At 73.1% G+C, this 12,375-nt stretch carries 14 protein-coding genes; 11 read left to right on the top strand and 3 right to left on the bottom strand.

Going from position 1 to position 12,375, the window contains the following annotated elements; all coding sequences use genetic code 11:
* Positions 1-132 precede the first annotated feature (132 nt).
* The gene (locus tag ACZ6S5_RS30970) at positions 133-1,080 is read right to left on the bottom strand and encodes an SDR family NAD(P)-dependent oxidoreductase (protein WP_466005773.1); all 948 of its coding nucleotides are present in this window, start codon (positions 1,078-1,080) and stop codon (positions 133-135) included.
* Between the two features lie 167 nt (positions 1,081-1,247).
* Between ACZ6S5_RS30970 and ACZ6S5_RS30965 the strand changes: the two genes are divergently transcribed.
* The 4 genes from ACZ6S5_RS30965 to ACZ6S5_RS30950 all read left to right on the top strand — a co-directional run bounded on the left by ACZ6S5_RS30965 (position 1,248) and on the right by ACZ6S5_RS30950 (position 5,196).
* A complete protein-coding gene (locus ACZ6S5_RS30965) occupies positions 1,248-2,576 on the top strand; it encodes a low temperature requirement protein A (protein WP_466005772.1) in 1,329 nt (442 codons plus the stop codon).
* Between the two features lie 137 nt (positions 2,577-2,713).
* Entirely contained in the window at positions 2,714-3,226 is a 513-nt protein-coding gene (locus ACZ6S5_RS30960; protein WP_466005771.1) for a hemerythrin domain-containing protein, read from the top strand.
* A complete protein-coding gene (locus ACZ6S5_RS30955; RefSeq protein WP_466005770.1) occupies positions 3,223-4,116 on the top strand; it encodes an oxidoreductase in 894 nt (297 codons plus the stop codon). Before ACZ6S5_RS30960 ends, ACZ6S5_RS30955 begins: the two co-directional genes overlap by 4 nt.
* A 162-nt stretch (positions 4,117-4,278) precedes the next feature.
* Positions 4,279-5,196 (top strand): LLM class flavin-dependent oxidoreductase, encoded by a 918-nt coding sequence (locus tag ACZ6S5_RS30950; protein ID WP_466005769.1) that lies wholly within the window; start codon positions 4,279-4,281, stop codon positions 5,194-5,196.
* Positions 5,197-5,288: 92 nt separating this feature from the next.
* On the opposite strand, the gene ACZ6S5_RS30945 is transcribed toward ACZ6S5_RS30950, so the two are convergent.
* Positions 5,289-5,537 carry a winged helix-turn-helix domain-containing protein gene (locus ACZ6S5_RS30945; RefSeq protein WP_466005768.1) on the bottom strand — a complete coding sequence of 83 codons (249 nt, stop codon included), beginning with the start codon at positions 5,535-5,537 and terminating at the stop codon, positions 5,289-5,291.
* 452 nt (positions 5,538-5,989) lie between these two features.
* On the opposite strand from ACZ6S5_RS30945, the gene ACZ6S5_RS30940 reads away from it, so the two are divergent.
* From ACZ6S5_RS30940 to ACZ6S5_RS30925, 4 genes are read left to right on the top strand one after another with little or no spacing between them, the layout of a single operon-like run.
* On the top strand, positions 5,990-6,250 hold the full coding sequence (locus tag ACZ6S5_RS30940) for a hypothetical protein (RefSeq protein ID WP_466005767.1): 261 nt from the start codon (positions 5,990-5,992) through the stop codon (positions 6,248-6,250).
* Positions 6,247-6,525: a hypothetical protein gene (locus ACZ6S5_RS30935; RefSeq protein ID WP_466005766.1), complete on the top strand. Its 279-nt coding sequence runs from the start codon at positions 6,247-6,249 to the stop codon at positions 6,523-6,525. The genes ACZ6S5_RS30940 and ACZ6S5_RS30935 overlap by 4 nt, the downstream gene beginning before the upstream one ends.
* Before the next feature lie 15 nt (positions 6,526-6,540).
* The gene (locus tag ACZ6S5_RS30930) at positions 6,541-7,047 is read left to right on the top strand and encodes a DinB family protein (protein WP_466005765.1); all 507 of its coding nucleotides are present in this window, start codon (positions 6,541-6,543) and stop codon (positions 7,045-7,047) included.
* A 58-nt stretch (positions 7,048-7,105) separates the two neighbouring features.
* Positions 7,106-8,005, top strand: coding sequence for a TIGR01777 family oxidoreductase (locus ACZ6S5_RS30925; RefSeq protein ID WP_466005764.1), 900 nt, complete (start codon positions 7,106-7,108; stop codon positions 8,003-8,005).
* A 37-nt stretch (positions 8,006-8,042) separates the two neighbouring features.
* On the opposite strand, the gene ACZ6S5_RS30920 is transcribed toward ACZ6S5_RS30925, so the two are convergent.
* Positions 8,043-9,251 carry an extracellular catalytic domain type 1 short-chain-length polyhydroxyalkanoate depolymerase gene (locus tag ACZ6S5_RS30920; protein ID WP_466005763.1) on the bottom strand — a complete coding sequence of 403 codons (1,209 nt, stop codon included), beginning with the start codon at positions 9,249-9,251 and terminating at the stop codon, positions 8,043-8,045.
* 187 nt (positions 9,252-9,438) lie between these two features.
* Between ACZ6S5_RS30920 and ACZ6S5_RS30915 the strand changes: the two genes are divergently transcribed.
* Genes ACZ6S5_RS30915 through ACZ6S5_RS30905 form a run of 3 tightly spaced genes read left to right on the top strand, consistent with a single transcriptional unit; the run spans position 9,439 to position 12,361 of the window.
* Complete coding sequence (locus tag ACZ6S5_RS30915) at positions 9,439-11,262, top strand: DUF6311 domain-containing protein (RefSeq protein WP_466005762.1); 1,824 nt, start codon at positions 9,439-9,441, stop codon at positions 11,260-11,262.
* 59 nt (positions 11,263-11,321) lie between these two features.
* Positions 11,322-11,963 (top strand): lipoyl(octanoyl) transferase LipB, encoded by a 642-nt coding sequence (lipB, locus tag ACZ6S5_RS30910; RefSeq protein ID WP_466005761.1) that lies wholly within the window; start codon positions 11,322-11,324, stop codon positions 11,961-11,963.
* Positions 11,964-11,968: 5 nt separating this feature from the next.
* Entirely contained in the window at positions 11,969-12,361 is a 393-nt protein-coding gene (locus tag ACZ6S5_RS30905; RefSeq protein ID WP_466005760.1) for a VOC family protein, read from the top strand.
* Positions 12,362-12,375 lie beyond the last annotated feature (14 nt).

Here is a 12,375-nt window from a genome sequence, read left to right as displayed (position 1 = left end):
CTAGCCAACCGTGCGACCACGTCGTCCTCCCTGTCTGGGTAGTCGCCCGCTGGACACCGCCTCCCCCCCCCCCCCCCCCCCCGCCGGCCCCCCCCCCCCCCCCCCCCCCCCCCCCTTCCGTCGTCTCCGGGGTCAGCCGCGCAGGTGCGCCTCGGAGACCTCCCAGAGCCGTTCGGCGGCCTCCGGGTCCCGGGCGTACGGGGCGTAGCCGGTGCGGGTGCCGGACTGGTTCGGGCCGGCCTCCTGGCAGTCCTCGAAGTACCGGCCGCCGACGCCGTTCAGCAGCGGCGAGGTGGCGACGAGCACCGAGGTGGCCGCGCCCTGCTCGGTGTTCTTCCAGCTCGGCGTGGCGCCGCCACCGCTCTCCGCACGCAGTCGGGCCAGATCCTCGTCGCTGACGTAGCGCTGGAGGTTGGTCCGGATCGCGCCCGGCATCAGCGCGTTGGTGAGGATCCCGTCGGCGGCCCAGCGCCGGGTGGCAGCCACGGCGAAGAGCACGTTGGCGGTCTTGGACTGCCCGTACGCCGCCCACGGGTCGTACGGGCGCTCGCGGAAGTGGATGTCCTCGAAGACCACGGGCGAGCGCAGGTGCGCCGACGAGCTGACCGAGACGATCCGGGCGCCCTCGACCGCGGCGAGCGACCGGTACAGCCCGGTGGCCAGGGCGAAGTGCCCGAGGTGATTGGTCGCGAACTGCATCTCCCAGCCCTGCTCGGTGCGCATCTCGGGGGACGCCATGATGCCGGCGTTGTTGACCAGGATGTGCAGCGGGCCGTCCCAGGTGCGCACGAACGTGGCCACCGAGCCCAGGTCGGCGAGGTCGAGCGGGGCGACCAGGATCCTGTCGTTGCCGGTGGTGCCGGTGATGTCGGTGGCGGCCGCCTGGCCGGCCTCGACGTTGCGGACGGCGAGGGTCACGTCGGCGCCAGCGGCGGCGAGAGCCCGGGCGGTCTCCACGCCGATGCCGGAGGCGCCGCCGGTGACGATCGCCCGCCGGCCGGTCAGGTCGACGTCGCGGACCACCTCCAGGGCGGTGGTCTCGGCGGAGAACGGGGTGCTGACGGGTGTGCTGGTGGTCATGATCCATCCTTTGTCGCGTCGGCGCGGGACCGGTCGGCCGCTTTCCCCGGCGGGCGGGGCAGGTAACCCCGGTCGCCTGCTGGACCTGCTGATGGATGGGCTGCGTCACCGTCCGGGCTGCGTCGATTCCGGCCCGACGACGACCCGGCCGCTGACAGACTCGTCCGGTGAGCGGCTTCGGGAGGCGAAGGCGTCTCGGGCCGGCGGTGCCGGTGGCCCCGGGCGCCCGGGTGGACCGGTTCGAGGTCTTCTTCGACCTGGTCTTCGTCTTCTCGTTCTTCATCATCACAAGGGCCACCGCGCTGGACATCACCGGCAGCGCGTTGCTGCACGCGCTGCTGGTGCTGGCCGTGCTCTGGTGGTGCTGGGTGGTGCACAGCATCGTCGCCGCCCGGATCCGGCTCGGTGAAGGCTTCGTGCCGGTGCTGATGACCCTCAGCATGGCGGCGCTGTTCACCTTCGCGCTGTCCCTGCCGCAGGCGTTCCGCGACCCGCGCGGCAACGAAGCCGGCCCGGTCGTGGTGGCGGTCAGCTACCTGGTGCTCCGGGCCGTGCACCTGGCGCTCTACTGGCACGTCGTGCGGAACACGCCGAACGAGCGCCGGCAGCTCCGCCGGTTCATGCCGGAGCTGGTGTTCAGCACGCTGCTGCTGCTCGCCGCCGCGTTGATCCCGCCGAACCTGCACGCGGCCTCGGCGGCGTTCGTCCGGGATTCGCTCTGGGCCGCCGTCGTGATCCTCCAGTACGCCACCGGCATCATCGCCGGCACCTGGGGCTGGGGGGTCGCCTCGGCCGAACACTGGACCGAGCGGTACGACCTGATCCTGATCATCGCGCTCGGCGAGTCGGTCATCTCGGTCGGGGTCGGCAGCAACCTGCTCGGCCACCCGCCCACCGCGGCGGCCGTGGCGGCGGCAGTGCTCGGCATCGTCTTCACCGCCGCGCTCTGGTGGGCGCACTACGACATGATCGGGCCGGCCGCGCGGATCGCTCTGCACGCCGCCGAGGACGGACCCCGGGTGGCCATGGCCCGCGACGCGTACGCGTACCTCTACCTGCCGATGATCGCCGGGATCATCCTCTTCGCGCTCGGCGCGGAGCAGATCGTGCACCAGATCGCGGACCCGACCGTCTCCAGCTGGCTGCCCGCCATCGGCCCCGGCGAACCGCTGCTCTTCGGCGGGGTGATCTGCTACCTCTGCGGGAACATGCTGTTCCAGCTGCGCACCCTGCACACGCTGAGCTGGACCCGGCTCGGCACGGTGGTCCTGCTCGCCGTGAGCATCCCGGTGGCCAACCAGCTTCCCGCGCTGGGCGCCCTCACCCTGCTCACCGTGATCTGCGTCGGGATGGTGACCGCCGAGGTGGTGGTCTTCGACGAGGGCCGCCGGGCGCTGCGGAAACTCGTATTCGAGGAGCGGGCCAGCCACGAGGCGCACGAGGCCGCGTGGCGGGCTCGCTGGCACATCCCGGCGGAGTCGGACGAGGGCGAGTGAGCGCGCCGGTGGTGACCCGGCTCACCGCCGGTGGGGCCGACCAGCGGGGCGAGCGCATCTAGACTGCCCGGAGCGTCGCGGTGTACCCGGCACGAAGGCCGCCGTGGGCACGGAGGCGCGGAATCGCAGGGGACCATGTGCACCCATCCCATTCCCCGAGCGCGCGGCTGACCGCCCTCGGCACCCAACTGATCGAGATCCACGACTGGCTCCGCGCGGAGCTGGCCCGGCTGCGCGCGGGCCTGGACTCCCCCGGCCGCGTCGGCCTGACCCGCGAACTGCGGGCACACTGCGTCAACTTCTGCGCGGCACTGGACCGGCATCACACCGGCGAGGACGGTGGCGCGTTCCGCCTGCTGGCCGAGCAGGCGCCCGAACTGCGGCCGGTGCTGGCCGAGTTGATTGCGGACCACCACGTGGTGGCGGACATCCTGCGCCGCGTCGAGTCGCTGCTCGCCGGAGCCACCGACGCCGGGGCGGTCCGGGCTGAGCTGGACGGCCTGGCCGCGCTGCTGGAGTCGCACTTCAGCTACGAGGAACGGAAGATCGCCGCCGCGCTGAACCGACTGGCCGGCGAGCCCGTGGAACTGCTCGGCATCGCGCCATCGCCGGCGCGAGCACATCATCCGAGGGGGACGGAGACCGCATGACCACCGACACCATCGACGCCGCCGCGGCCGGCACCTGGCAGCTCGGCGACCTGACCGTCAACCGGATCGGCTTCGGCGCGATGCGGCTGACCACCAACGCCGACGGCAGCCCGAGCGACCGGGAGCGGGCGATCGCCGTGCTGCGCCGCGCGGTCGAGCTGGGCATCAACCACATCGACACCGCCGCGTTCTACTTCTCCTCGCTGCGCTCGGCCAACGAGCTGATCAACCGGGCGCTGTCGCCGTACCCGGAGGGCCTGGTCATCGCCACCAAGGTCGGGCCGGGCAAGGACCTGTCCGGCGAGTGGCTGCCGATGGCCCGGCCCGACCAGCTCCGCGGCCAGGTCGAGGAGAACCTGCGCCAGCTCGGCCGGGACCACCTCGACGTGGTCAACCTCCGGGTGTACGGCCCGGAGCCCCTGGCCGAGCACTTCGGGGCGCTCGCCGAGCTGCGCGACGCCGGCCTGATCCGGCACCTCGGCGTCTCGGCGGTACGCCCGCACCAGGTCGCGGAGGCGCGCGCCATCGCCCCGGTGGTCTGCGTGCAGAACTCGTGGAGCCTCGGCTACCGGCTCAGCAACGACGCCCTGATCCGCGACTGCGCCGCGCACGGGACCGCCTTCGTGCCCTTCTTCTCCCTGGCGACCAGCGGACGGGAGGCCGGGGCGACCGGCGTCGAGCACGACGAGGTACGCGCGGTCGCCCGGGAGCACGGCGTCACCCCGGCCCAGGTCCGGCTGGCCTGGACCCTGCACCGGGCCCCGAACGTCCTCGCCATCCCCGGCACCGGCAACCCCGACCACCTGACCCAGAACGTGGCGGCGGCCGCCCTCCGCCTCACCGACGAGGACCTCACCCGCCTGGAGGCCGTGCACCAGGCCGCCGCCTGACGCCCCGGGGCACACCAAGCCGACGCAACTTCGGGGAAGATGCTGCCTTCCGGCGCGCTCAGGCAGCAGTTTCCCCGAAGTTGCCGGCTGCGATTCGCCCGTCGGCAGAATCGGGGCGCGTGGGGTGGGCGGGGCGGGGGGCTGCCGGCAATGCTGGGGGGCATGGTGATCTTTTCCGTGCAGGCGCAGCCCACCGACGCGGCGAGCTGGGCCGAGCTGGCCCGGCGGGTCGAGGCGGCCGGCTTCGACGCGCTGCTGGCCTCGGACCATCCCGGCCACGGCGCCTCGCCGTTCGTGGCGCTCGCCGCCGCGGCCGGGGTGACCTCGGCGCTCGGCCTCGGCTCGTACGTCTCCAACGCCGGGGTCCGGGAACCGATCCTGCTCGCCACCGACGTGGCCACTCTCGACGTGGTCTCCGGCGGCCGGGCCCGGCTCGGTCTCGGCGCCGGGCACACCCCGGCCGAGTGGCGCGCCGTCGGCCGGGAGCGGCCCGACGTCGCCGGCCGGGTCCGCCGCTGCGTCGCGGTCGCGGAGGCCGTGCAGGCGCTCCTGGCCGGCGAGGAGGTCACCGTGGACACCTTCGAACTGACCGCCCACGCCGCCAGGCTCACCGAGCTGCGGCCCGTCCAGGACCGGGTCCCCCTCACCATGGGCACGGCCAACTCGACGCTGCTGCGCTGGGCCGGCGCGCACGCCGACGTGGTCGGCCTGACCGGCTTCGGGCGTACCCTCCCGGACGGGCACAGGCACGAGGCCCGGTGGCGGGCCGACCAGATCGAGGCGCAGCTCGCCCACGTGGCCGCCGGCGCGGCCGGGCGGGACCACGTGCCCGCGCTGGAAGCGCTGGTCCAGCAGGTCACCGTCACCGACGACGCCGAGGCCGCCGCCGCGCCGACCGCCGAGCGCCTCGGCCTCTCCGTCGCCGAGCTGCTGGCCACGCCGTTCGTGCTGATCGGCACGGGCGACGAGATCGTCACCGCGGTCGCGCAACACCGGCGCCGCTGGGGCATCACCCGCTTCGTGGTACGCGAGGACGCGGTCGACGCGCTGGCTCCGCTCCTCCCCCGCCTCGCCGATTGATCCTCGCCGACTCGACGCCAGGGCCGGCGTCGACGTGTCGCGCGGGGCGATGCCTGGGCTTGAGAGCGGTATGCCTCAGAGGCATACCGCTCTCAGGTCTTGTCCCGCCCGTCCGGCAGTTGCTCGGCGACGAACACGCCCACCCCGTGGACGCCCTCCACCCAGCCCTGCATCTGCAGGACGAGGATCGCCTGACGCACGACGGTCTGCGACACGCCGTGTTCCTCTTTGAGCTGCGCGGTCGACGGCAGCTTCTCCCCCGGCGTCAGCTCGCCCGACTCGATCCGCTCGCGGAGGTAGTCGGCCAGCTGCGCCCACTTCGCCTTGGCGGGCATCCACACTCCCAGGTCTGCACCGCCATTCGACCATGAACTACCAGCTACAACAAGTAAGACCAAGTTCCCTTGCTTTGCACAACAGGGTGTGTAAGGCTTTCGATGACCGGCTCCCAGGTCTGCAAACCCGGAGTTGGTCGTCCCGTAGGAACACCCGGCCGGCCACTCCCCCGGTAGTCGGCCGGGTGCCACCCCCTGCCCGCGACCCGGCGTCGACGGGCCCGTGAGCAGGCCCGGGGCGGGTGCCGGGCTCCGGCCGACCGCACGCACGGCCGCCCCCGCCCGTCTCGGTGCCGTGGCGAAGGAGAGAGGCGGAGCGACGTGCCGGTGGATGCGATGGAGAAGGTGCGATGGGGACGGCGGGTGCTGCGCTCGCGCGGCCTGCCGGACGACGTGATCGACGAGCTGGCGGAGCGCGGCGGGCTGCTGGTCGGCGTACCCGGTGGGGGGTGTTGACGGTGTCGCCGCGACCGAACGCGGGGCCGGTGCCGCTCGCGCCCCGGCACCGACGGACCTGGCGGCGTGGACGCCGCTGGTGCTCGTGCGGCCTGCGCTGGACCGCCTGCCCGGACCGGCACGCGCCGGTCCCCACAGAACCGCCCGCCCCGCCGCCGAACAGGCGCTGGTGGGACGAGTCAACCCGGGCGAACCCGCAGGTCGGGCGGGCCGGCTGGCTCACCCCGGCGCAGACCTGGCGGGCCAACGGTGGCCGGTGGTGAGCGGGGCGCACCTGCCGCTGCGGCCGCTCTGGCTCTGCCGGGCCTGCGCCGCCCCGTGGCCGTGCGCGCCGGCCCGGCTCGCCCTCCTCCACGAGTACGCCGAGGACCGGGTGGCGCTGCTGGTCTACCTGGGCGGGCTGCTGCACGACGCGGCCGGCGAACTGCACACCTTGAATCCGCATGACGGGCCGGCACCGGGGCAGCTCTTCGCCCGCTTCCTCGGCTGGGCTGTCCCGCACCGCCGCCCACCGGGACCGTCGAGGAGTTCATCGTGATCTACGCTCGGGGCGATGATCGATGAACGATTCGCGCTGCCGGCCACGGTGGACGAACGCGAGCTGCTCGAGACCTTCCTCGACCACCAGCGGGACGCGCTGGTCCGCAAGTGCGCCGGGCTCACCGACGAGCAGCTGCGCCGACCTGCCGTACCCTCGTCCGGCCTGTCGCTGATCGGCCTGGTCCGGCACCTGGCCACGGTCGAACGCTGGTACTTCCAGGCGGTGATCGCCGACGCCTTCCCCGGCGACCTGTTCGACGTCACCGACGACCAGGACGCGCCGTTCAACGACGTCGCGGAGGCCACCGGGGCGGAGACCTTCGCCCTCTGGCGGGCGGAGGTCGAAGTGTCCCGGCGGATCGCCGCCGAACGCCCCCTCGACGCGGTCGGCCGCTCCCCCGACACGGGCCGCGAGCACTCGCTGCGCTGGGTGCTCGCCCACATGATCGACGAGTACGCCCGGCACCTCGGCCACGCTGACCTCGTCCGGGAGGCGATCGACGGCCGGACCGGCGAATGACGTGTGAGTGATTTCGCTCAACGCATCCGCGACCAGCTCCGTGCACGAAGATATGGACATGCGGATCCTCATGGCCGGGGTCTCCGGCTTCCTCGGCACCCGACTGGTCGACCGGCTCACCGCGGACGGGCACCAGGTCACCCGCCTGGTCCGCCGCGCCCCCCGCAGCGCCGACGAGCGGCAGTGGAACCCGTCCGCCGCGCAACTGGACCCGCAGGTGGTCGCCGACGTCGACGCGGTGGTTAACCTGGCCGGCGCCGGGGTGGGCGACAAGCGCTGGAACGACGCGTACAAGCAGGTGATCCGGTCCAGCCGGGTGGACACCACCACCACGCTCGCGATCACCATGGCCGGGCTGCCCGCCGCCGACCGACCCGCGGTCATGCTCAACGCCTCCGCCGTCGGCTGGTACGGCAACACCGGCGACCGGGTGGTCGAGGAGGACGCGCCCGCCGGCGAGGGCTTCCTGGCCGACGTCTGCCGGGTCTGGGAGGCCGCGACCCGACCGGCCGAGGATGCCGGCGTACGCGTGGTGCGGCTGCGCACCGGGCTGCCGCTGCATCGCGACGGGGGGATGCTCAAGCCGCAGCTGATCCCGTTCCGGCTGGGCGTCGGCGGGAAGCTGGGCAACGGCCGCCAGTGGCTGCCCTGGATCTCGATGCGTGACTGGCTGGCCGGGGTGACGTTCCTGCTGGCCCGAAACGACCTGGCCGGTCCGGTCAACGTGGTCGGTCCGGCCCCGGTCACCAACGCCGAGTTCACCCGGGAGCTGGCCCGGCAGCTGCACCGGCCGGCGCTCATGCCCGTCCCCGCGCTGGCCCTGAAGATCGCCCTGGGCGGCTTCGCCCACGAGGCGCTGACCAGCACGCGGGTCCTCCCCGGCGTGCTGACCAAGGCCGGCTTCGACTGGACCCACCCCGATTTGCCGAGCGCGTTGCACGCCGCCCTCACCGAGTGAACCGGCGAGGGCGGCGCGGGCGGCACCGGCAGCGTGGTCAGCAGCCGATGACCCAGTAGCTGGGGCCGGTCTGTTTGAGGGTGGTCGTGTAGAAGGTGTTGTACAGGCCCATCTTCTGGTTGGAGCCGAGGGCGTAGGCGTAGCCGCCGGACTGGTACGCGCGGCCGGCGGTCACGTGGGCGTAGTTGCTGGCGGTGACGCAGACCGGCGAGGCCGTCGGCGAGGGCGACGGGGACGTGGTGGCCGTCGGGGTCGGGCTGGGTGCGGTCCCGCCGTCGAGGCCGAAGAAGAGCGCGTCCCGGTACGTCGAGCAGATGGTGTCCAGGAAGTACGCGGTCGCGGTGCCGCACTGGTCGGTGGCCGAGCCGGGGTCGACCGGGGTGCCGTGCCCCATCCCGGAGACCCGGTAGAGGCGGACCTGGTCGTTGCCGTACACCTCGAGGCTGGTGCCGGCGGGCAGCGAGGCGGTGCTGGTCGGGGTCTGCGAGACGCCCAGCACGTTGGTCCACTGGTCGCGCGACTCGACCGCGTTCATCGGCGCCACCGTGGTGTCCGAGGTGCCGTGCCAGATCACCACCCGGGGGCGCGGGCCGGCGTACCCGGGGTACGCGTTGCGCACCAGGTCGCCCCACTGCGCCGGGGTCTTGTCCACGCCGGGGTTCATGCAGCTGTACGCGCTGGTGGTGTCCGTCGCGCAGCGGTACGGCAGGCCGGCGATGACCGAGCCGGCGGCGAAGACGTCCGGGTAGGTGGCGAGCATGACCGCGCTCATCGCCGCGCCGGCCGAGAGGCCGCTGACGTAGATCCGGCCCGCGTCCACGCCGTAGTTGGTCTTCGCGTAGTCGACCATCTGCTTGACGGACAGCGCCTCGCCCTGGCCTCGCGTGGTGTCCCCGGTCTGGAACCAGTTGAAGCAGGAGCTGGAGTTGTTGGCGCTGGACTGCTGCGGCACGATCAGCGCGAACTTCCACAGGTCGGCGTACTTCTGCCAGCCGGAGTTGGTGAAGTAGCCGGAGGCGTTCTGGGTGCAGCCGTGCAGCAGCACCACGGCCGGCGCGTTGGCCGGCAGGCCGTCCGGACGGTACGCGTACATGGCGAGGTTGCCCGGGTTGGAGCCGAAGCCGGTGACCTGGGTGAGCGTGGCGGCCTGCGCGGGCAGGGCGACGGTGAGCACGGCGGCCGCGGACAGCACGACCCCGGCCGCCGCCCCGGCGAGCCGGGTGAGTAGGGATGAGGAGCGGCGCACGGCGACCTCCCTGATGGCGGAATGTGAACTGGGTCACCCCCGAGTTGCCGGAACGTTACGTCCGTGTTTCCCGGCCCGGAATGGCCGCCGCTCACATATTCATGGCCGCCGAAGTGTTGGCAACTTGCCGGACGGCAGGTTTCGTGTCTGACCGGCGTGTCCAGGTCCGGTTGGTAACGTCCGCTCCGTGCCGTCCTCGCCATCCCTGGCCGCCAGCCCGTCGCCCGCGTCCGCGCCCGCCCGCCGGGATTGGCGCGCCGACCTGGTCGTGCTGCTCGCCGCCGTGGTCCTGGCGGTCTGGGTGACCAGCGGGATGTGGCGGGACCCGAACAGCCGCGCGATCACCGTCAACTCCAGCGACCAGGCGCTCTTCGAGTGGCTGCTGGCCTTCGGCGGGCACGCCGTCACCCACGGGGAGAACCCGTTCTTCACCCACCTGATCAACGTCCCGCACGGGGTGAACCTCGCGGTCAACACCTCGATCACCGTGTACGCGGTGGTCTTCGCGCCGCTGACGTACCTGATCGGGCCGCCCGCGACCTTCCTGGTGATCCTCACCCTCAACCTGGCCGCCACCGCGGTGGCCTGGTACTGGCTGCTCAGCCGGTATCTGGTGGGCAGCCGGCTGGCCGCCGGGGTGGGGGCGCTCTTCATCGCCTACTGCCCGGCCATGGTGTCGCACGCCAACGCGCACCTGAACTGGACCGCCGGCTGGCTGGTGCCGCTGCTGATCTGGGGCGTGTTCCGGCTGCGCCGCCCCGGGCGCGCGGTACGCGGCGGGATCGTGCTCGGAGTGCTGGTCGCGGTCGCCTTCTCCATCGCCGCCGAGGGGCTCTTCTTCACCGCCCTGGCGCTCGCGTTCTTCCTGGTGGTCTGGGCGCTGCACCGGGCCCGCCGGGACGAGGTCCGGGCCGCGCTGCCGAACTTCCTGCGCGGGCTCGGGGTGACCGCGGTGGTGGCCGGGGTGCTGCTGGCGTACCCGCTGTGGCTGCACTTCGCCGGGCCGCAGCGCTTCCACGGCACCGGCTTCGACCCGCTGATCCACTCCGAGGACATCGCCGCGTACGGGTCGTACCCGCGCCGGTCCCTGGCGGGGTGGGCCGGGTTCGGCACCTCGCTTGCCCCCAACCCGACCGAGGAGAACTCCTTCTTCGGCATCCCGCTGCTGCTGCTCGCCGTCGCCTGCTTCGCCTTCCTCTGGACCCGGGCCGACCGGGCGTTCCGGGCCACCCTGACCGCGCTGGGCGTCACGGCCGTGGTGTTCGCGGTGCTCTCCTGGGGGCCGAAGGCCAAGTGGAACGGCCGCCGCACCGACCAGCTCCTGCCGTTCGGGGTGCTGGACAACCTGCCGGTGATCAACGCGGCGCTGCCGTCCCGGCTGGCCCTGGTCGTCGCGCCGGTGCTCGGCCTGCTGCTGGCGTACGCGGTCGACCGGCTGCGGTCCCGGCCGCCCCGACACCGCTCGACCGAGCTGGCCTGGGCGATCGGCTTCGCCGTCGCGCTGCTGCCGCTGCTGCCCACCCCGCTGCTGACCAGCGTGCGGGAGCCGATCCCGAGGTTCGTCACCAGCGGCACCTGGCAGCGGTACGTCTCCCCCGGCGGGGTGCTCACCCCGCTGCCGCTGACCGTCGACGTCTACCCCGACGGGCAGCGCTGGCAGGCGTACGCCCTGGCGCACCGGCAGGGCGAGTTCCAGATCCCGGCCGGCTTCTTCCTCGGCCCCGGCGGCCCGGACGGCCGGGGCCGGATCGGCCCGGTGCCGCGCACCTTCGACTCGCTGATGGATCAGGCCGGGAAGACCGGGCTGGTGCCGATCATCACCGACGGCAGCATCCGGCAGTCCCTGGCCGACCTGCACTACTGGCGGGTCGAGACGGTGGTGCTGGCCGACCGGGTGCACGGCGCCAAGTACGACGTCGACGAGGAGGCGCTGCTGCGCACCGCGACCGCCCTGCTCGGCCCGCCGCAGCGGGTGGACGACGTGTGGATCTGGAAGGTGCCGCCGGCCTGAGCCGGAACGCGACGAGGCTCACGCCGCCCGGCCGGCGGCGACGGGTCTAGGCTGAACGGGTGAGCGTGACGACTTCCGGGCTGACCGCCGTCCGTGCGGGTGTGCTCGACTACCAGGCAGCCTGGGACGAGCAGCGCCGGCTGCACGAGGCCGTGGTGGCCGGCGAGCAGGGTGACACCGTGCTGCTGCTGGAGCACCCCAGCGTCTACACCGCCGGCAAGCGGACCGAGCCGTGGGACCGCCCGATGGACGGCACCCCGGTCATCGACGTCGACCGCGGCGGCAAGATCACCTGGCACGGGCCGGGGCAGCTCGTCGGCTACCCGATCGTCACCCTGCCCGACCCGGTGGACGTGGTCGCGTACGTCCGACGGGTGGAGCAGATGCTGATCGACGTCTGCGCCGAGTTCGGCCTGGCCGCCGGCCGGGTCGAGGGCCGCAGCGGCGTCTGGGTGCCGGAGGACGACCGGGGCCCGGCCCGCAAGGTGGCCGCCATCGGCATCCGGGTGGCCCGGGGCGTCACCCTGCACGGCTTCTCGATCAACTGCGACTGCGACCTGAGCTGGTACGACCGGATCGTGCCGTGCGGCATCCGGGACGCGGGCACCACCTCGCTCACCGCGGAGCTGGGCCGGCCGGTCACCGTCGCCGACGTGCTCCCGGTGGTCGAGCGGCACCTGCCGACCCTCGTACTGGTCTGACGCGGGTGCGGATCGATCTCGTCACCCTCGTCGTCGCCGAGTACGACCCGGCGATCGCCTTCTTCACCGAGGTGCTCGGCTTCGAGCTGGTCGAGGACAAGCCGTCCCTGACCAACGACGGCCGGCCGAAGCGCTGGGTGGTGGTCCGCCCGCCGGGCGGCGGCACCGGCCTGCTGCTGGCCCGCGCCGACGGGGAGCGGCAGGAGGCGGCGGTGGGTGACCAGACCCACGGCCGGGTCGGCTTCTTCCTCCAGGTCGACGACTTCGACGCCACCTACCGGCGGATGGTCGAGGCGAAGATCGAGTTCGTCAGGCCCCCGCGCACCGAGCCGTACGGCCGGGTCGCCGTCTTCCGCGACCTCGCCGGCAACCCCTGGGACCTGCTCGGCCCCGCCTGATTCGAAAGGACCCC

Source organism: Micromonospora sp. NPDC051924, assembly GCF_055586005.1.
This window is presented reverse-complemented; position numbering and strand designations above follow the sequence as displayed.

Bases quoted from the DNA above. Each gene is read 5' to 3' on its own strand.
- ACZ6S5_RS30970 (WP_466005773.1), bottom strand. From the start codon at position 1,080: ATGACCACCAGCACACCCGTCAGCACCCCGTTCTCCGCCGAGACCACC.
- ACZ6S5_RS30955 (WP_466005770.1), top strand. From the start codon at position 3,223: ATGACCACCGACACCATCGACGCCGCCGCGGCCGGCACCTGGCAGCTC.
- ACZ6S5_RS30950 (WP_466005769.1), top strand. From the start codon at position 4,279: ATGGTGATCTTTTCCGTGCAGGCGCAGCCCACCGACGCGGCGAGCTGG.
- ACZ6S5_RS30930 (WP_466005765.1), top strand. From the start codon at position 6,541: ATGATCGATGAACGATTCGCGCTGCCGGCCACGGTGGACGAACGCGAG.
- ACZ6S5_RS30925 (WP_466005764.1), top strand. From the start codon at position 7,106: ATGCGGATCCTCATGGCCGGGGTCTCCGGCTTCCTCGGCACCCGACTG.